Annotated in this window: 15 protein-coding genes; 4 read left to right on the forward strand and 11 right to left on the reverse strand. The window is 68.0% G+C overall.

Going from position 1 to position 18641, the window contains the following annotated elements; genetic code table 11:
- Positions 1–1389 carry an MFS transporter gene (locus LDO13_RS05235; RefSeq protein WP_224049677.1) on the reverse strand — a complete coding sequence of 463 codons (1389 nt, stop codon included), beginning with the start codon at positions 1387–1389 and terminating at the stop codon, positions 1–3.
- A 336-nt stretch (positions 1390–1725) separates the two neighbouring features.
- On the opposite strand from LDO13_RS05235, the gene LDO13_RS05240 reads away from it, so the two are divergent.
- Positions 1726–3138: an MFS transporter gene (locus LDO13_RS05240; protein ID WP_224048988.1), complete on the forward strand. Its 1413-nt coding sequence runs from the start codon at positions 1726–1728 to the stop codon at positions 3136–3138.
- A 147-nt stretch (positions 3139–3285) separates the two neighbouring features.
- Here LDO13_RS05240 and LDO13_RS05245 read toward each other — a convergent pair whose 3' ends face one another.
- From LDO13_RS05245 to LDO13_RS05255, 3 genes are all read right to left on the reverse strand, one after another.
- On the reverse strand, positions 3286–4017 hold the full coding sequence (locus LDO13_RS05245) for a glutamine amidotransferase (RefSeq protein WP_224048989.1): 732 nt from the start codon (positions 4015–4017) through the stop codon (positions 3286–3288).
- Positions 4018–4085: 68 nt separating this feature from the next.
- Positions 4086–5906, reverse strand: coding sequence for a biotin carboxylase N-terminal domain-containing protein (locus LDO13_RS05250; RefSeq protein ID WP_224049678.1), 1821 nt, complete (start codon positions 5904–5906; stop codon positions 4086–4088).
- A gap of 157 nt (positions 5907–6063) precedes the next feature.
- Complete coding sequence (locus LDO13_RS05255) at positions 6064–6741, reverse strand: nucleoside triphosphate pyrophosphatase (protein WP_224048990.1); 678 nt, start codon at positions 6739–6741, stop codon at positions 6064–6066.
- Between the two features lie 118 nt (positions 6742–6859).
- Here LDO13_RS05255 and LDO13_RS05260 point away from each other — a divergent pair, with 118 nt between their 5' ends.
- Complete coding sequence (locus LDO13_RS05260; RefSeq protein ID WP_224048991.1) at positions 6860–7120, forward strand: PLDc N-terminal domain-containing protein; 261 nt, start codon at positions 6860–6862, stop codon at positions 7118–7120.
- A gap of 86 nt (positions 7121–7206) precedes the next feature.
- Here the strand turns inward: LDO13_RS05260 and LDO13_RS05265 are convergent, their stop codons facing one another.
- The 3 genes from LDO13_RS05265 to LDO13_RS05275 all read right to left on the reverse strand — a co-directional run bounded on the left by LDO13_RS05265 (position 7207) and on the right by LDO13_RS05275 (position 10909).
- Positions 7207–9750 carry an MMPL family transporter gene (locus LDO13_RS05265; RefSeq protein WP_224048992.1) on the reverse strand — a complete coding sequence of 848 codons (2544 nt, stop codon included), beginning with the start codon at positions 9748–9750 and terminating at the stop codon, positions 7207–7209.
- Between the two features lies 1 nt (position 9751).
- On the reverse strand, positions 9752–10429 hold the full coding sequence (locus LDO13_RS05270) for a TetR/AcrR family transcriptional regulator (RefSeq protein ID WP_224049679.1): 678 nt from the start codon (positions 10427–10429) through the stop codon (positions 9752–9754).
- Positions 10430–10516: 87 nt separating this feature from the next.
- Positions 10517–10909, reverse strand: a complete 393-nt coding sequence (locus tag LDO13_RS05275; protein ID WP_224048993.1) for a YbjQ family protein — start codon at positions 10907–10909, stop codon at positions 10517–10519.
- A gap of 226 nt (positions 10910–11135) precedes the next feature.
- On the opposite strand from LDO13_RS05275, the gene LDO13_RS05280 reads away from it, so the two are divergent.
- The gene (locus LDO13_RS05280) at positions 11136–11705 is read left to right on the forward strand and encodes a hypothetical protein (protein ID WP_224048994.1); all 570 of its coding nucleotides are present in this window, start codon (positions 11136–11138) and stop codon (positions 11703–11705) included.
- Between the two features lie 97 nt (positions 11706–11802).
- Here the strand turns inward: LDO13_RS05280 and LDO13_RS05285 are convergent, their stop codons facing one another.
- The 4 genes from LDO13_RS05285 to LDO13_RS05300 all read right to left on the reverse strand — a co-directional run bounded on the left by LDO13_RS05285 (position 11803) and on the right by LDO13_RS05300 (position 17146).
- Positions 11803–13272: a dicarboxylate/amino acid:cation symporter gene (locus LDO13_RS05285; RefSeq protein WP_224048995.1), complete on the reverse strand. Its 1470-nt coding sequence runs from the start codon at positions 13270–13272 to the stop codon at positions 11803–11805.
- Positions 13273–13575: 303 nt separating this feature from the next.
- Complete coding sequence (locus LDO13_RS05290) at positions 13576–15267, reverse strand: DUF885 domain-containing protein (RefSeq protein WP_224048996.1); 1692 nt, start codon at positions 15265–15267, stop codon at positions 13576–13578.
- Between the two features lie 53 nt (positions 15268–15320).
- Positions 15321–15557 (reverse strand): acyl-CoA carboxylase subunit epsilon, encoded by a 237-nt coding sequence (locus tag LDO13_RS05295; RefSeq protein ID WP_224049680.1) that lies wholly within the window; start codon positions 15555–15557, stop codon positions 15321–15323.
- Between the two features lie 5 nt (positions 15558–15562).
- On the reverse strand, positions 15563–17146 hold the full coding sequence (locus tag LDO13_RS05300) for an acyl-CoA carboxylase subunit beta (protein ID WP_224048997.1): 1584 nt from the start codon (positions 17144–17146) through the stop codon (positions 15563–15565).
- 437 nt (positions 17147–17583) lie between these two features.
- On the opposite strand from LDO13_RS05300, the gene LDO13_RS05305 reads away from it, so the two are divergent.
- Entirely contained in the window at positions 17584–18489 is a 906-nt protein-coding gene (locus LDO13_RS05305) for an NAD(P)-dependent oxidoreductase (protein ID WP_224048998.1), read from the forward strand.
- Positions 18490–18641 lie beyond the last annotated feature (152 nt).

Below are 18641 nucleotides of genomic sequence, written 5' to 3' on the forward strand. Positions count from 1 at the left end.
TTAGACGTGTCCCATCGCGTTTCGGTTGGCGTTGCGGATGTAGCAGAACCAGCAGACGGCCAGCATCAGGACGTAGGCTCCGACGAAGCCGTAGAACGCCGGCGTGTACGAGCCGCTGGCGGTGTTGGAGGCGTTGAGGACCTGCGGGATGACGAACCCGCCGTAGGCTCCGATGGCCGAGATCAGGCCGAGGGCCGAGGACGCGAGCCGCTGGGTGGTCACAGTGCTGGCGCCCGACTTGGCGGCCCGGCTGGAGGTGGCGAAGATGATGGGGATCATCCGGTAGGTTGCGCCGTTTCCGAAGCCGCTGGCGGTGAAGAGCAGCAGGAACAGGCCCAGGAACAGCCAGAAGTTCTTCAGCGGCAGGGTCCAGATCATCGTCAGGGTGATGACGGCCATCGCGGCGAACGCGGCGACGGTCATCCGGGCGCCGCCCATGCGGTCCGCCATGCGTCCGCCGTAGGGGCGGGCCAGCGAGCCGACCAGCGGGCCCAGGAACGCCAGGGACAGGGCCACGGTGCCGACTCCGATGGAGGAGAACGCCGGGAAGTAGTCCTTGATGAGCTTCGGGAAGACACCGGCGAAGCCGATGAACGAGCCGAAGGTGCCGATGTACAGCAGCGCCATGATCCACAGGTGCGGTTCCTTGAGCGCGGCGAGCGAACCCGCGACGTCGCCCTTGGCGCTGGTGAGGTTGTCCATGTACTTCCAGGCGCCGAAGGCAGCGACCAGGATGAGCGGGACCCACATCCAGCCGGCCATGGGCAGATTAACGGTGCCGGCGGCCAGCAGCGTGATGGCAATCGGGACGGCGAGCTGCGCGACGGCGGCACCGAGGTTTCCGCCGGCGGCGTTCAGGCCCAGCGCCCAGCCCTTTTCGCGGGCGGGGTAGAAGAAGGTGATGTTGGCCATGGAGCTGGCGAAGTTGCCGCCGCCGAAGCCGGCCAGGGCCGCCACGAACAGCATGACGCCGAAGGGGGTCTCCGGGTTGGAGACGCACATGGCCAGCCCGATCGAGGGGATGAGCAGCAGCAGGGCCGAGACGATGGTCCAGTTGCGGCCGCCGAAGCGGGGGACCATAAACGTGTACGGGATGCGGAGGGTGGCGCCCACCAGGCTGGGCATGGAGATCAGCCAGAAGATTTCCGAAGTGGTGAAGGTGAAGCCGGCCGCTGGAAGCTGGACCACCACGATCGACCACAGCTGCCAGACCACGAAGCCCAGGAACTCGGCGAAGATGGACCAGTTCAGGTTGCGGCGGGCGATGGTGCGGCCCTGGGTCTCCCACTGGTCCTTGTTCTCGGCATCCCAGTTGGCGATCCAGCGGCCGGGGCGGTATTCAAGGGCGGGACCGCCGAGGGTGGTGCCGGCGTTTGCGGCGGGGGAAATACCGGGGGCAATGCCGGTTGGGGCATCTGCGGTGCGTTCAGCAGTCACGGGGACCTCCTTGGGGGGTGTTGTCCTTCCAAGGTAGGGAAGCCGCGTTTCCGGGACCGACGCCCTTTGTTAACGTGCTGTGACGTTTGCCTATCGGCGCGTTTGTGACGGGGTGAGGGGCCGAAAGGGGGCATAGTGTGAGGACCACCACGTGAGACAACTCTCAATGTCCAAATAGTGGAACATTTGTCCATTGACTGGACGCCCGGAACTATTATGTAAGCATACGTATCCTTATCCGGGCGGCGTTAAGCAGCACCAGTCCGGTCTTCATGAAAGCGCTACTACATGTCATCCACTGCTACATCCACGGAGCATGGGTCCGCCAAACAGGTGAACTCGCGCGGCCGCGTTATCGTTGCCAGCCTGGTCGGCACCACCGTTGAGTTCTATGACTTCTACGTGTACGCCACCGCCGCTGTGCTCGTTTTCCCCCGTCTGTTCTTCCCCGGACAGAACGAAACCACCCAGCTGCTGAGCTCTTTCGCAGTGTTTGGCGTTGCGTTCATCGCCCGCCCGCTCGGGTCGATCATCTTCGGTCACTTCGGGGACAAGTTCGGCCGCAAGGGCACCCTGGTGGCGTCGCTGCTGACCATGGGTATCGCCACCTTCCTCATCGGCTGCCTCCCGACGGCGCTCGTCCCGGGCTGGGAGTTCTGGGCCCCGGCGCTGCTGGTCGTTATGCGCTTTGCCCAGGGCCTGGCCCTCGGCGGCGAATGGAGCGGCGCGGCCCTGCTGGCCACGGAGAACGCTCCGGCCAACAAGCGCGCCATCTACGGCACGTTCCCGCAGTTGGGTGCGCCGATCGGCTTCATCATCGCCAACGTGATCTTCCTGGTGTTCAGCTACGCCCTGTCGCCGGAGGCCTTCATGGCATGGGGCTGGCGGGTGCCGTTCCTGCTGAGCGCGGTCATGGTCATCATCGGCCTCTACGTCCGGCTCAAGCTGATCGAGACCCCGGCCTTCACCAAGGTCATCGAATCCAATGAGGTTGCCAAGCTGCCGCTGGCGCGGGTCTTCAAGACCAGCTGGCGCCAGCTGATCCTGGGCACGTTCATCATGCTCGCCACGTACGTGCTGTTCTACCTGATGACCACCTTCACGCTGACCTACGGCACCCGGGCCTCCAGCCTGGACGCCGCCAAGGCCGCAGCGGAGAAGGCCGGAAAGCCGATGACCGAGGCCGCAGCCGCCGCGTTCGTCCCCGGCCTGGGCTACACCCGCAACGACTTCCTCTGGATGCTGATTGCCGGCGTCGTGTTCTTCGGTATCTTCACCCTGGTCTCCGGGCCGCTGGCCGAGAAGTACGGCCGCCGCAAGATGCTGATCGCCGTGACCCTCGGCATCATCGCCTTCGGCCTGCTCTTCGTCCCGCTGTTCAGCGCCGGGTTCGTCGGCACGATGGCCCTGCTGATCCTCGGTTTCTCCCTGATGGGGCTGACCTTCGGGCCCATGGGTGCGCTGCTGCCGGAGCTGTTCCCGACGAACGTCCGGTACACCGGCTCGGCCATCAGCTACAACTTCTCCAGCATCCTCGGCGCGGCGGTTGCCCCGTTCATCGCCGTCTGGCTCTGGGAAATCGGCAAGGGCAGCCCCATGCTTGTCGGTGTCTACCTCGCGTCAATGGCGGTGCTGACGCTGATCGCGCTGTTCGTCAGCAAGGAAACCCGCGACCTGGAGTACACCAACAACGTGGCCTGACGCCCGTTCCCTGGCGGGGCTGACGCTCCTGCCCGGTTACTGACAGAAATGCCCGGCGTGTTCGCGGAACACGCCGGGCATTTCCGTGTCGGCCTGAGGTTTCGGGACAGTAACTGGGCAGGAGCGTCGCCGGGAGGCTGGCCCGGGCTAGCGCGCGTAGCGCTCCACGAAGTTCCGCAGGATCTTCATCGGCTCCGTCGCGGTAAACGTCCGGGCGTCGTCCATCAGCATTTCGGCCGATTCGGGCGGGAAGTAGCCGGCGTGGCGGTAGATGTCGATCCTGGTGACAAGCCCTTCCGCATCCAGCTCGGGGTGGAACTGGGTGGCGTACAGGTTGTTCTTGATCCGGAACATGTGCACGGGGCAGGCGGCCGAGCTGGCCAGCAGCACCGCATGGGAGGGGAGGGCGGAGCAGGCTTCCTTGTGGCCGGTGAAGGCTGTGAAGCTCTCCGGCAGACCCCGCAGCAGGGGATCCGCCAGACCCTCGGCTGTCAGCTTGATGGTCACGCCGCCCAGGCCCTCGCCGTAGGTCCGGTCGATCACGGCACCCTGGTGCCGGCCCAAGGTCCCGACCCCGTAGCAGGCGCCGAGGAAGGGGAAGTCCTGGGCCACGATCGGATCGAGCAGGGCCGCGAGCTCACGCTCCACCCGGTGCTGGACGTCGCTCTTCTGCCCTGCCGGGTCGCTGGACGTGAACGGGCTCCCGCCCACAATCACGCCGGAGTAGTCGGAGAGCTCCAGCTCCGGCAGCGGACCGGCTTCCATCCGAATGCGCCGCAGCTGCGAGGGTTCCAGCCCGCCGTAGCGGAGGTAGGCCCCGTATTCGTCCTCGGCGGCGGCGTCCTCGGCGCGGGAGGCGAGGAGCAGGAATGGTTTCACAGACCAAGTCTGCACGGGCGGGACTCAGGGGCGCCAGAGGCGCGCCCCGCGTCCCGCCGTTTGGGCAGCTACTCGGCGGCAGCGTCCTCAATGACGGCGATGATGGCCCCGGCGGAGACGGTCTCGCCGGCGGCGGCGGTCAGCCCGATCACGATGCCGGCACGGTGCGCGGTGAGCGGCTGCTCCATCTTCATGGCTTCGAGCACAACGACGAGGTCGCCTTCGGCGACCAGGTCACCCTCACCGACGGCCACCTTCACGATGGTGCCCTGCATGGGGGACGTCAGGGCGTTGCCGCTCGCCGCCGCCACGGCGCCGCCGCTGCGCGAACGCTTCTTGGCCTTCGCCGGCTTGGCGCCGCCAGAGCCGCCACCGGTACCCAGCGACGCCGGGAGGACGACCTCAAGGCGCTTGCCGCCGACCTCGACGACGACGCGCTGGCGTTCGCCGGCGTCGGGCGATTCAGCATCGGCGCCGGTCGGCGTCCAGGCGGGGATATCGTTGACGAAGGCCGTCTCGATCCAGCGGGTGTGGACCTTGAACGGGCCCTCGGCAGGAGCGAAGTCGGGGTTGGTGACGACGGCGAGGTCGAACGGGATGACGGTGGGGATACCCTCGACCACCATTTCCTCGAGGGCGCGCCTGGAGCGCTGCAGGGCCTGGGCGCGGGTGGCGCCGGTGACGATCAGCTTGGAGAGCATCGAGTCGAAGTTGCCGCTGATGACGTCGCCCTGCTCCACACCGGAGTCGATCCGCACGCCGGGGCCGGTGGGGTTCAACAGGCGGGTGATGGTGCCCGGCGCCGGCATGAAGTTGCGGCCCGGGTCCTCGCCGGTGATGCGGAATTCGATGGAGTGGCCGCGGACCTCGGGGTCCCCGTAGCCGAGTTCCTCGCCGCGGGCCAGCCGGAACTGCTCGCGGACGAGGTCGATTCCGGTGACTTCCTCGGAAACGCAGTGCTCCACCTGGAGGCGGGTGTTGACCTCGAGGAAGGAGATGGTGCCGTCCTGGCCCACGAGGAATTCGCAGGTGCCGGCGCCGAGGTAGCCGGCTTCCTTGAGGATGGCCTTGGAGGATTCGTAGAGCCGGCGGTTCTGCTCCTCGGTGAGGAACGGGGCCGGTGCCTCTTCGACGAGCTTCTGGTTGCGGCGCTGGAGCGAGCAGTCGCGGGTGGACACCACCACGACGTTGCCGTGGGCGTCGGCGAGGCACTGGGTCTCGACGTGCCGGGGGGCGTCCAGGAAGCGTTCGATGAAGCACTCGCCGCGGCCGAACGCTGCGACGGCCTCGCGCACGGCGGATTCGAACAGTTCGGGGATTTCCTCGCGGGTGCGGGCCACCTTGATGCCGCGGCCGCCGCCGCCGAAGGCCGCCTTGATGGCGACCGGCAGGCCGAACTTGTCCACGAACTCGAGGATTTCCTCGGCGGACTCCACCGGGTCGGCCGTACCGGGGACCTGCGGGGCTCCGACCTTTTCGGCGATGTGGCGGGCCTGGACCTTGTCGCCCAGTGCGGAAATCGCGGCGGGGGAGGGCCCGATCCAGGTGATGCCGGCGTCGATCACCTTGGCGGCGAACTCGGCGTTCTCGGCCAGGAAACCGTAACCGGGGTGGATGGCGTCGGCGCCGGAGCGGCGGGCCACCTCGATCAGCTTGTCCATTACGAGGTAGGACTCGGCGGCGGTGTTGCCGCCCAGGGCGTAGGCCTCGTCGGCGAGCTTCACGTGCAGGGCGTCGCGGTCCGGATCCGCGTAGACCGCCACGGAGGCGATGCCTTCATCGCGCGCGGCGCGGATGATGCGTACCGCAATTTCGCCGCGGTTGGCGATCAGCACCTTGCTCAGCGGATGGGTGACTGCGGCGGTGCCCTCATTGGCTGATCGCTGCACGGGATTTGCGGACTGCTCCGAATTTGCTGACAAGGCGTCTCCTTCTTTCCTTCAGGGAGCCTAGCGCGGTTTTGTGGGTTCCGCCGATATTACTTGCGGATTCCGCGCGTAAAGCGCCCAACCTTTGTAGGGTTGCAACAAAGGCCTGCGAATTAGCTCACTCAGCCCGGAGCAGCGCGGGATCGGCGGCCCCCGTGGTCCACAGTTCGGTAATGCCCACCTGCGCCTGGCCCAGCAGCCCGCGGAGGGTGGAAATGGACAGCCCGACGACGGCGTGCGGGTCGCCGTCGACCTTGCGGATGAAGGCCCCGCCGTAGCCGTCGATCGTGAAGGAGCCGGCGCACTGCAGCGGCTCGCCGGTGGCGATGTAGGCCTCGATCTCTTCGGGGGCCATCTCCATGAAGTGGACCTCGGCGGAGGTGACGTGCCCGAGGGTGGCACCGGAGCCGGCGCCACCGGACTCCTCGGACTCCTCGGTGTCCCGGCAGTCAACCAGCCAGTGGCCGGTGTGCAGCACCCCCTTGCTGCCGCTCATCCGGAGCATGCGCTCCCTGGCGACGTCGGCCGTGTACGGCTTCCCGTGTGCCTCGCCGTCGAACTCAAAGACGGAATCGCAGCCGATCACCAGGGCGCCTTCGGCCGCGGGCAGTGAGGCGACGGCCTCGGCCTTGGCCCGGGCCAGGAGCAGGGCGGTGTCGTGCGGGTCCGTCACGCCGTAGCGGGCCTGGACGGCCTCCTCGTCCACATCCGAGACGAGGACCTCGTGCCGGATGCCGGCGTCGGTGAGCAGCTTGGTGCGGGCGGGGGACTGGGAGGCAAGAATGAGGCGGGTCACCGCTCCAGCCTAGTTCACGGCGTTCCACCGCCAGCCGGGCGGCGGGGTCCTGCCAGGTGCAGGACTGCTGGCGGTAGGGTCTACAGCATCCGTTAAACCGCACAATTTTGGGGGAAAGATGATGCTGACCAGGGCGACCGAGACGGCTGAACCGTTGGTGCCGGACTGGAGCATTCTGGGGGTCTTCCTCATTGCCGGCGTCGTATTGTTCGTTGGTGCGCTGATCAGCATCGCCCGGAACAGGGCCTATACGTCCGGCGGCACCGTAGTCTGGGCCCTCATCGTTCTTGCGCTGCCGGTGCTGGGGCCGGTGCTGTGGTTCCTGATTGGACGCAAGGGGCCGTCCCCGAGCGGAACCGCGTCCATGCCGAAGGATTAGATAGAGCAACGCGGGGTCACTTACGGCCCATCCGGAGGAGATTAATGGGCGGTAAAGTGACCCCGCGTTGCTTTGGGCCGTGCCGGTCAGCGCGCGGCGACTTCCTCGGGCTCGGGCTCGGCGACGTCCGCCGCCGTTGTGGCCGGCTGGCGGAGCTTGGCGCCCTCCACGTCGACGTCCGGCAGGATGCGGTCCAGCCAGCGCGGCAGCCACCAGGCCTTTTCGCCCAGCAGGTACATCACGGCCGGGACGATCGTCATGCGGACCACGAAGGCGTCGATCAGCACACCGAAGGCCATGGCGAAGCCCAGCGGGCGGACCATGTTCAGGTGCGAGAAGATGAAGCCCGAGAACACGCTGACCATGATGATCGCGGCCGCCGTGACCACGGCGGCGGCGTGGCTGAAGCCGGAGCGGACCGCATGCTTGGCTGATTCGCCGTGCATGTAGGACTCGCGCATGCCGGACGCGATGAACACCTGGTAGTCCATGGCCAGGCCGAACAGCACGCCGATCAGGATGATCGGCAGAAAGCTGAGCACGGCGCCCGGGTTCTCGACGCCGAACACGGGCCCGAGCCAGCCCCACTGGTAGACCGCGACGACGGCGCCGAAGGCGGCGGCGAGCGAGAGCAGGAATCCGCCGGTGGCGAGCAGCGGCACCCAGATGGAGCGGAACACGAGCAGCAGCAGGATCAGCGAGAGCCCCACCACAATGGCCAGGTATGGCGGCAGGGCATCACCGAGTTTGGTGGACACGTCGACGTTGCCGGCGGTCTGTCCGGTCAGTCCGATGCTGACGCCGGTGGAGTCCTTGATCTGGCCTTTTTCGGCGCGGAGCTCGGAGACCACCCGGACGGTGCTCGCGCTGGCCGGGCCCTCGGTGGGGATGACCTGGAACACCGCGGTGCGGCGGTCCTCGCTCAGGGCCAGCGGCACGGCGGCGCTGACATTGTCCGTCCCGCGCAGGATGTCGGCGACGTCGAACTGCTTGGCCTGCGCCTCGGCTTCGCTGAGCCCTGCGGGGAAGTCGCCCACCACGATGATCGGGCCGGTCATGCCCTCGCCGAAGCTCCGCTTGGTGACGTCGTAGGCCTTGAAAGCCTGCGAGGCGACCGGCTCGGAACTGGCGTCCGGCAGGGCAAGCCTCAGCTGGCTGGCGGGCAGCGCCACGACACCCAGCAGTACGACGCCGGCCAGCAGGGCCAGCCACGGGTGGTTGGTGACGATGCCGCCCCAGCCGTGGCTGCTGCGGTATTCGTCCCTGGCGCGGTCCTCGGTTTCGTGGCCCGGCGCGGCATTGTGCTTGTCCGCCTTGGCCCAGGCCCGCTTGGAGATCAGCTTCCGCCCCACGAGGGAGAGAACGGCAGGCGTCAGGGTCAGGGCGACGACGACGGCGACGGCCACGGTCCCGGCGGCCGAGAGGCCCATGACGGCCAGGAACGGAAGCCCCGGGACGACGAGGGCCGCCAGGGCGATGATAACGGTCAGGCCGGCGAAGAGCACGGCGTTGCCGGAGGTTCCGGTGGCCAGCGCCACGGACTCCTCGGCCTCCATCCCGGCGAGGAGCTGGCTGCGGTGCCGGTTGACGATGAACAGGGAGTAGTCGATCCCGACCGCCAGGCCAAGCATCAGCGCGAGCATCGGGGAAATGGAGCTCATGTTCACGGCGCCGCTCAGGGCGAACGTGGCACCGACGCCGACGGCGACGCCGACAAGTGCCATCAGCAGCGGAAGGCCGGCGGCGATCAGGGTGCCGAGCATGATGATGAGCACCAGGGCCGCCACGGCGATGCCGATGATCTCGGCCGTGCCGAAGAGCTCGGAGATGTCCTCGCTGATTTCCTTGCTGGGCAGTGCGGTCACGTCGGCAGCGGAGACCTCGCCGACGATGTCCTGGACCTGCTGGCGGACCTCGGGGTTGAGCCCGTTGATCGAGGTCTTGAACTGGACCTGTGCAATCGCGGCCTTGCCGTCCTCGGAGACGAAGCGGAGGCCCTCGGAGGCCTCCAGTTGGCGTGCGCCCAGGGCCAGCTTGGCCTCGCCGGCCGCCAGTTCCGCCGTGCCGGCGTCGAGCTTTGCCTGACCTTCGGCGAGGGCAGCCTTCTGCTGGCCGAGCCGTGCCTCGATGGCCACGGCCGGCATGCCGGCCGCGGCCATCTGCTGTTCTGCGGCTTCGAGCTGGGCCTTTCCGGCGGCCAGCTCGGTGGCGGACGTCTCCAGCCGGGCCTTGCCGGCAGCGGACTGCGCCTTGCCGGCCGCGAGGTCCGCGGCGGCCTTGTCGAGCTGCGCCTGGGTGGCGAACGGGTCCACTGTGCCCTGGACGTCCGGAAGGGTCTTGAGCTCGTTGAGCGCTGCGGACACGGCGTCCTTGCCCGCCTGGCTGAACTGGGCGCCGTTGGCTTCGAAGACAACGCTCGCGGAGCCACCCGACGAAGAGGGCAGCTCCTTCTTGAGCTTGTCTGCCATCTGCTGGGTTTCGGTTCCCGGGATCTGGAAGTTGTTGGACAGCGTGCCGTGGAAGGCGGCTGCCGCGCCGCCCACGGCCACCATCACTGCGAGCCACAGCGAGACGACGAGCCAGCGGTGGCGGTAGGAGAACTTGCCGAGACGGTAGAGCAATAGGGCCATGTCAGTGCCGATCTGGGGAAGGGGTGGCGGTGGAGGTATCGGCCTGGGTGGCCTGGGTGGCGCTGTCGGGGCGGGCGAACCCGGAGCCCAGCAGGCTCATGGAATCGATCAGGAGCTGGCGCAGGCTGGACAGGGAGTCCGGGGTGAGGGATCCGCCGCACCGGGCGAACCAGACGTCCATGGCGGCTTTGCCGCAGGAGATGACGGAGCCGGCCAGGGCGCGGAGGTACAGTTCGTCGAGTTCGACGCCGGCGGCCCCGCCGGAACGCTCGCGGGCCGCGGTGATGATCTGCGCTGTGCAGTGGTCCCAGGCTTCCAGCTCGGACCGGCTGAGCTGCGGATTGGCCTGGCCCAGGCTGTACAGCTCGGCCAGCGGGGCCACTGTCATCGGGTCTGCGAGTTCCACGAGGGCTGCCCGGGCCGATTCCAGGAAGGGTTCCCCGGCCGGGCGCAGCCGGAACTGCTGGAGCGCTTTGTCCAGGAAGCCGAAGGTGACGGCGGCAATGGCCGCCTCGGTGCTGCTGAAGTAGTTGAAGAACGTGCGGCGGGAGATGCCGGCGGCGTCGGCGATGTCCTCGACCGTGAAGTTACCGGGGCCCTGGGACTTAAGCAGCGCCAGGGCGGCGTCGGTGATGGCCTGGCGCGTGGCCGCTTTGTTCAGTTCGCGGCGCGACGGCACCGGCGGTGGTTCGGGCGGTTCCGGGGGCGCGGCTGCGCGGGAGGACGGGGAAGCGGGCACGCTATTACACTACGTGCATATTTGCACTCAGGGCAACTTTTTCCCGCCCGCTGATTTTGTGAGGTAGATGGACTGCCCGGTGGCGCCGGGTTCACCCTCCGGGATGGGGATGGCGAAGACTGCGGTGCCGTAGGCGCACACCTCGGTCCATGTGGCCGCCAGCTGCGAGTTGTCGAAGCGCATGGCCACGATGGCGTTGGCCCCGCGCTGCTCCGCCTCCTGGACCATCCGGGCCATGACCTCCTGCCTGCTCTCTGAGACCATTCGCGTCATCTCCGGCAGTTCCCCGCCGCCGATCGAGCGGAAGCTTGCCATCACCTGGCCGCCGATATCCCGGGCGCGGACGGTCAGACCCATCACCTCGCCGAAAACGGCGTCGATCCTGTGGCCGGGGATGTCATTGGAGGTTACGATCAGCATGACCTGAGCGTACCCAGTCCCGGGCCGTCCGGCCCCGCAAACCTGCGAACAAATCCGGGGAAAGTCCGCCCAAATCCCAGCCCCGGGACGCCCCCGAACCTTCACAGCAAGATGAAAGGTTCCGAACAGCTCCTGCAGAACCGGCCTGCGCAGACTTGAGCTACGTCTTGAACGAGACAAACACCGCTACCAGCCGTGGCCACACGGCCGAACCAGGAGACAGCACATGTCACGCACGAAGAGAATGACGCTCGCCATTTCGGCCGGGGCTTTGGCCCTCGGCGCCGGCCTTGGAGTCACCGGGATGGCCTCCGCCGCCACCACTACTCCCACCCCCACCCCCAGCTCCAGCACCTCGGCAGAGGCAACGCCCGGAACCACCGACGGCCAGGGCATGCGCGATGGCCACGGGCACGGCCGGGGCGGGGACCGCGGAGCCGCCCAGGCCGCCGAACTGGCCGCCAAGCTCGGCGTGGATGAGGCCAAGGTGACCGAGGCCCTGCAGGCCTTCCGCGAAGCCAACAAGCCGACCACACCGCCGGCCGAAGGCACCAAGCCGGACCGCGCCGCGCGGGACGCAGCCTTGGCCAAGTCGCTGGCGGAATCGCTGGGGATCGAGGAATCCAAGGTCACCGCGGCCCTCGAGGAGCTTCGGACCGCGGCCCAGGCTGACCGCGCTGCGGCGCTGAAGACCAGGCTGGACAAGGCCGTCACCGACGGCACGCTGACACAGGCCGAGGCGGACGCTGTCACCAAGGCTGTCGAGAAGGGCGTGATCGGGGGCGGCGGGCACTAGGACCCCGCCCGGTAGCCGTCCCTGACGCGGCTTGACGCAAAAAGAAGTCCCCGGGAGATTCCCGGGGACTTCTTGGAGTGGTGGCTGGGGCGGGCGGTTACGCCTTGGCGTCGGCCAACTCGCGGCCTTCCGGCGACGCTGCGGGAGCAGCGGCAGCGGAGGGGTCGACGACGGCGGCGCCGTCGACCGTGTTGTCGACTGAGCCGTCGGCTTCGTCGCTGAACGGGTCACCGTTGCGCGGTGCGTTGTACAGCGACTCGTCCAGGATGCCCTGGCGCTTGGCCACGATGGTCGGAACCAGTGCCTGCCCGGCCACGTTGACGGCGGTGCGGCCCATGTCCAGGATCGGGTCGATCGCCAGCAGGAGCCCGACGCCGGCCAGCGGCAGTCCCAGCGTGGAGAGCGTCAGGGTCAGCATCACGACGGCGCCGGTGGTGCCCGCGGTCGCGGCGGAGCCCAGCACGGAGACGAGGGCGATCAGCAGGTACTGGGTGAAGTCGAGCTGGATGCCGAAGAACTGGGCCACGAAGATCGCCGAGATGGCCGGGTAGATCGCGGCGCAGCCGTCCATCTTGGTGGTGGAGCCCAGCGGCACGGCGAAGGAGGCGTAGGCGCGGGGGACGCCCAGGCTGCGTTCGGTCACGCGCTGGGTCAGCGGGAGGGTGCCCACCGAGGAGCGGGACACAAAGGCAAGCTGCACTGCCGGCCAGACGCCGGAGAAGTACTGCTTGACGGACAGTCCATGCGTGCGGACCAGGACCGGGTAGACCACGAACAGCACGAGGGCCAGGCCCACGTAGATGGCAAACGTGAACTTGCCGAGGGAACCGATGGTGTCCCAGCCGTAGATCGCCACGGCGTTGCCGATCAGGCCGACGGTGCCGATCGGGGCGATCCGGATGATCCACCAGAGGACCTTCTGGATCACGGCGAGGGCGGAGGCGTTGAGGTTCAGGAACGGCTCGGCCGCCTTGCCCACCTTCAGCGCCGCAATGCCGACGGCGACCGCGATCACCAGGATCTGCAGGACATTAAAGCTCACCGAGGTGGTGGCGACGCCCTCGGTCACGGTGGTGCTGGCGCCGAGGCCCAGGAAGTTCTTCGGGAACAGGCCCGTCAGGAACGCCCACCAGCTGCCGACCTTCGACGGCGCCTCGCCCTGGCCGGTGATACCCGTGTTTGCCCCGGGCTGCAGCAAGACGCCCAGGCCGATGCCGATCAGCACGGAGATCAGCGCGGTGATGGCGAACCAGAGCAGCGTGTTCCACGCCAGCCGGGCGGCGTTGGAGACGGCGCGCAGGTTGGAGATGGAGCTGACAACGGCGGTGAAGATGAGGGGCACGACGGCGGTCTGCAGCAGCGAGACGTAGCTCGAGCCGATGGTCTGCAGGGTGGCGCCGAGGGCGTTGGGGTTCGCCTTGGTGCTGCCCGTGTACTTGGCCAGCAGGCCAAGGCCCAGGCCCACGATCAGGGCGGCGATGATCTGGAAGCCGAACGAGCCGGCCCATTTGGGCAGCTGGAAGCCGGTCTTCCCGGCGGGGGCGGGGGTGCTTGTCTGAGTGGTCACCGGATCACGCTAGGACCGCACCGCCTATCACGACGAACGGATGTTGAGAAATATTACGCGGCCCGCTCAGGGCTCCGGCGGCCGGATTCCCGGAACAACGGGGGAATCCCACCCGTTTGTGAAGTTATTCCCGGCCCCGGTGTGGCGATTGTCTCCCCGCAGGGCCCGGGAGGCAGGCATCCGGCAGCGTGCGTCTAAGCAAGTGCCCCACCGTCCGGGTTCCCTGACCGAGCTTGCGAGGTTAGGGGGACGGTGGGGTGTACGAGCGAGCACGCCGAGGATGGCTGCTCCCGGGTCCCGGCCCTACTCCAGCGCGCGCTTGAGGGTGTCGAGGCCCACCGAACCGATGTTCAACGCCTTTGTGTGGAAGGCCTTGAGCTCGAAGCCCGGCCGGGATTCGAGCTCGGCGCGGATCTGCTCCCAGAGCCGCTGGCCCACCTTGTACGACGGCGCCTGGCCCGGCCAGCCGAGGTAGCGGGTGAACTCGAAGTTGAGCTGCCCCTCGCTGATGGCCAGGTTCTGCTTCAGGAACCCGTACCCCTTCTCCGGAGTCCAGGTGCCCGACCCCCAACGCTCGGGCACCTCCAACTCCAGGTGCACGCCAATGTCGAACACCACGCGGGCCGCACGCATGCGCTGCATGTCGAGCATGCCCATGTGGTCGCCCGGGTCCTTGAGGTACCCAAGTTCCTGCATGAGCTTCTCGGCGTAGAGCGCCCAGCCTTCGCCGTGCCCGGACGTCCAGCAGACGTTCCGGCGCCACTTGTTGAGCAGTTCGCGGCGGTACGTGGCCGTCGCGACCTGCAGGTGGTGGCCGGGAACGCCCTCGTGGTAGACGGTGGTGGTCTCGGCCCAGGTGGTGAAGGTGTCCTCGCCCGGCGGCACGGACCACCACATGCGGCCCGGGCGGCTGTAGTCATCCGAGGGCCCGGTGTAGTAGATGCCGCCTTCGTCGGTCGGGGCAATCTTGCACTCCAGCGTCTTCATGACCTCCGGGATGTCGAAATGCACGCCCGCGAGGTCGGCCACGGCCTTGTCGGAGAGCTCCTGCATCCAGGCCTGGAGGGCGTCGGTGCCCTTGAGCTGCCGTGCGGGGTCGTTGTTCAGGATCTCCTTGGCTTCCTCGATCGTTGCGCCGGGGCGGATCTCCTCTGCCACCCGCTCCTGTTCGGCGATCAGGCGGTCGAGCTCCTGCACGCCCCAGGCGTACGTCTCCTCCAGGTCCACCGTGGCGCCGAGGAAGGAGCGGGAGGCCAAGGAGTAGCGCTCGCGGCCGACGGCGTCTTTCTCCGGGGCCACGGGCAGCAGCTCGGACTCCAAGAAGCCGGCCAGCCGGGAGTAGGCCACGCGCGCGGCGGCGGCACCGGCGTCGAGCCTGGACTTTACGTCCTCGGGCAGCGGGCCTTCCGCGGTCTTGGCGTTGCCGGCCAGCTTCGCGAAGAAGCCGTCGTCCGCGGCGTGCTTGGTGGTCTGTTCGATCACGATCTTCACCTGCCGCGCGGCGGCCACCTTGCCGTCCTCCTTGGCGGCGCGCAGCGACTCGATGTACCCGTCCAGCGCGGCGGGGACGTTGTGCGCACGTCCCGCGATGTGGTCCCACTGCCCGGCGGTGTCCGTCGGCATGAGGTCGAAGATCGCCCGGATTTCCTGGGCGGGGGAGGCAATGTTGTTCAGCTCGCCGAGGCCCCAGCCGGATTCGTGCAGTTCCAGCTGGAGGCCCAGGCGTTCGCGCATGGCATCCAGGGTGACGGCGTCGACGTCGTCCACCGGCTCCAGCCCGTCGAGGGCGGCGAGGGCCTCGCGCGCGGCGGCGGCGAATTCCTCGTGTCCTGCAGGGGAGAAGTCCTGGTATTCGGTTTCGTGGCCGGGCAGGCCGAGTTCGGTGGCGAAGCTCGGGTTAAGCCGGATCAGGGTGTCCGTGAAGGCGTCGGCGACGGCATCGATGGCGGTCTGCGGGCGCGCTGCGGATGTGTGTTCAGTGGTTTCGATAGTCACCCGAAAGAGACTAGCCCGGCCGCCGCTGTTATGAAAGGGTTGCTGAACTTTTCTTAGCCTCGGCTGCGTTTCCACGAGCCGGGACCCGGCTTCGGCCCCAGCTGCAGCTGCTGGCGGCGGATCCACTGCCGGGCGCTCGGCTTGGCCGGCGCCTCGGCTTCGCCGCTGCCCAGGGACAGCACGACGGCGGTCAGCGCCGCAAGCTCTTCCGGCGTCGGATCGCCCTTGGTGACGGAAAGCAGGCTCTCCGCCGGGGCTGCTGCCGCCCCGGCCGGGTCCACGGGCTCGATTCCGGTCACAGCGGGATGTTCCCGTGCTTCTTGGCAGGCAGGCTGGCGCGTTTGTCCCGCAGGGCACGCAGGCCCTTGATGATCTGCACCCGGGTCTCGGACGGGGCAATAACGGCATCCACGTAGCCGAGCTGGGCTGCCTGGTACGGGTTGAGCAGCTCCTCCTCGTACTGCCGGATGACCTCGGCGCGCTTGGCCTCGACGTCGCCGCCGTCCTGCGCCACGGCGGCGAGCTCGCGGCGGTACAGGATGTTGACCGCGCCCTGGGCGCCCATGACGCCGATCTGCGCGGTGGGCCAGGCCAGGTTGAGGTCCGCGCCGAGCTTCTTGGAGCCCATCACGATGTACGCCCCGCCATAGGCCTTGCGGGTGATGACGGTCAGCTTGGGCACGGTGGCCTCGGCGTACGCATAGAGGAGCTTCGCGCCGCGGCGGATGATGCCCTGGAACTCCTGGTCCTTGCCCGGCAGGAAGCCCGGGACGTCCACCAGCGTGATGATCGGGACGTTGAACGCGTCGCAGTGCCGGACGAAGCGGGCGGCCTTTTCCGAGGCGGCGATGTCCAGGGTGCCGGCGAACTGCATCGGCTGGTTGGCCACGATGCCCACGGTGTGGCCCTCCACCCGGCCGTAGCCGATGATGACGTTCGGCGCGTAGAGGGACTGCATCTCGAGGAAGTGCGCGTCGTCCACGATCTGCTCGATGACCTTGCGCATGTCGTAGGGCTGGTTGGCCGAGTCCGGGATGAGGGCATCCAGGGCGAGGTCGTCGTCGTCGAGCTCCAGCTCCTGGGAGTGCTCCAGCACGGGGGCCTCGGCGAGGTTGTTGGACGGCAGGAAGTCCAGCAGTTCGCGGACGAACTCGATGGCATCGGCCTCGTCGGAGGCGAGGTACGTGGAGGTGCCGGTGTTGGCGTTGTGCTGGCGGGCGCCGCCGAGGGTTTCCATGTCCACGTCTTCACCCGTGACGGTCTTGATCACGTCCGGGCCGGTGATGAACATGTGGGAGGTCTTGTCCACCATGACCACATAGTCGGTCAGCGCGGGGGAGTAGGCCGCGCCGCCTGCGGACGGGCCCATGATCAGGGAGATCTGCGGGACGACTCCGGAGGCGTGCACGTTGTTGCGGAAGATGTCCGCGAACATGGCCAGCGAGGCCACGCCTTCCTGGATGCGGGCACCGCCGCCGTCGAGGATGCCGACCACGGGGCAGCCGTTGCGCAGCGCGAATTCCTGGACCTTGACGATCTTCTCGCCGTTGACCTGGCTCAGCGAGCCGCCATAGACGGAGAAGTCCTGGCTGTAGACGGCGACGGGGCGGCCGTCCACCGTGCCGTAGCCGGAGACCAGCCCGTCGCCCAGGGGCTTCTTCTTCTCCATGCCGAAGGCGGTGGAGCGGTGCACGGCGAGGGCGTCGAACTCGACGAAGGAGCCGGCGTCCAGCAGCAGGTCGATGCGCTCGCGGGCGGTGTTCTTGCCGCGCGCGTGCTGCTTCTCGATTGCTTCCGGGCCGGAGGGCTGCTCGGCACGGGCCTGGCGGTCGCGGAAGTCGGCAATCTTTCCCGCGGTCGTGGTCAGATCGTGGCTCATCAAGTGTCTCCGGCTCTGTAGTTCGTTACGGCTGTGTACGTTCTCTCTGGCCTGTGCAGTGGCGCTTAAGTGGATTCCACACAAAAACATGGCCGTGTTGGCAAGTCTAGTGACGGTATTCGCCCGCGCCGCTGTAGAAAACCTACAATTTTCGGCCTGAGGTTCGCTGGCCGCCGCCTCCCGCCGCCTCCCGCCGCCTCCCGCCGCCTCCCGCCGCCTCCCGCCCGGCAGCCTGCGGGAGGCGCCGGGGTATCCTGCCCGGCGCGTTCCTGCCCAGTGGCCACGGGCGGCACCGGACTCCGCCGGACTCCGCCCGCGGATTTCCGCGGATGCAGGTGGCAATTCCGCACCCGGCGGGTGAGTAACTGGGCAGGAGCGTCGGGATCCGCCCTCGACCAACTATGTTACTGGCGGGTAACATCGGCTAGAGTGTCCTCATGACTTCGAGCAATGATGCTTCGGGCACCGCCCCGCAATCCCAGCAGCCAGGGCCCTATCAGGCCGCCGGTTCCCTCCAGGGCCGGACCATCCTCATCTCCGGGGGAAGCCGCGGCATCGGCCTGGCCATCGCCACCCGTGCGGCCCGCGACGGCGCCAACATCGTCCTGATGGCCAAAACCGGCCAGCCGCACGCCAAGCTGGAAGGCACGGTCTACTCGGCCGCCGAGCAGATCGAGGCAGCCGGCGGGCAGGCCCTGCCGCTGGTCGGGGATGTGCGCAACGACGCCGACGTCGCCGGCGCGGTCGCGGCCGCCGTGGAACGCTTCGGCGGGATCGACATCGTGATCAACAACGCCTCCGCGATCGACCTGTCCAAGACCGACGACGTCGACATGAAGCGCTACGACCTGATGCAGGACATCAACGTCCGCGGCACCTTCCTGCTCTCCAAACTTGCCCTGCCCGCCCTGCGCGAGTCCGGCGCCGGACAGATCCTGACGCTCTCCCCGCCGCTGAACCTGGACCCGAAGTGGGCCGGAATGCACCTGGCGTACACCATGGCGAAGTATGGCATGAGCCTGACCACCCTGGGCCTGGCGGAGGAACTGAAGGCGGACGGCATCAGCGTGAACTCGCTGTGGCCCTGCACCCTGATCAACACCGCCGCCATCCGCAACATGCCGGGCGGCGAAAAGATCGTCCAGGGCGCCCGCGGCCCCGAAATCATGGCCGACGCGGCCCATGCGGTCCTGACCAACGGCAACACGATTCCGGCAGCCGGCAGCCGGAGCGGCAACTTCTACACCGACGAGCAGGTCCTCGCCGCGACCGGCGTCACGGATTTCACCCCGTACAGCCTGGGCGCCCCGGAAGACCGGCTGATCCCTGACATCTTCCTCTGAGTTTCCTGTTGATTCCGTGCCGGCGGCGGCGCCGGGACGGGCCGCCGAAACTCCCCACCATTGAGGCGCGACCCCGGCCTGCCGCCGCGGTTCGGCCGGACACGCCGGCCGGGAGCCGCCAATGCCGGGGAACATCCTGCGGCCAGGGCCGG

This window comes from Arthrobacter sp. NicSoilB4 (assembly GCF_019977335.1).
Lineage (GTDB): Bacteria > Actinomycetota > Actinomycetes > Actinomycetales > Micrococcaceae > Arthrobacter.

Bases quoted from the DNA above. Each gene is read 5' to 3' on its own strand.
- LDO13_RS05240 (WP_224048988.1), top strand. From the start codon at position 1,726: ATGTCATCCACTGCTACATCCACGGAGCATGGGTCCGCCAAACAGGTG.
- LDO13_RS05260 (WP_224048991.1), top strand. From the start codon at position 6,860: ATGATGCTGACCAGGGCGACCGAGACGGCTGAACCGTTGGTGCCGGAC.
- LDO13_RS05265 (WP_224048992.1), bottom strand. From the start codon at position 9,750: ATGGCCCTATTGCTCTACCGTCTCGGCAAGTTCTCCTACCGCCACCGC.
- LDO13_RS05275 (WP_224048993.1), bottom strand. From the start codon at position 10,909: ATGCTGATCGTAACCTCCAATGACATCCCCGGCCACAGGATCGACGCC.
- LDO13_RS05280 (WP_224048994.1), top strand. From the start codon at position 11,136: ATGTCACGCACGAAGAGAATGACGCTCGCCATTTCGGCCGGGGCTTTG.
- LDO13_RS05300 (WP_224048997.1), bottom strand. From the start codon at position 17,146: ATGAGCCACGATCTGACCACGACCGCGGGAAAGATTGCCGACTTCCGC.
- LDO13_RS05305 (WP_224048998.1), top strand. From the start codon at position 17,584: ATGACTTCGAGCAATGATGCTTCGGGCACCGCCCCGCAATCCCAGCAG.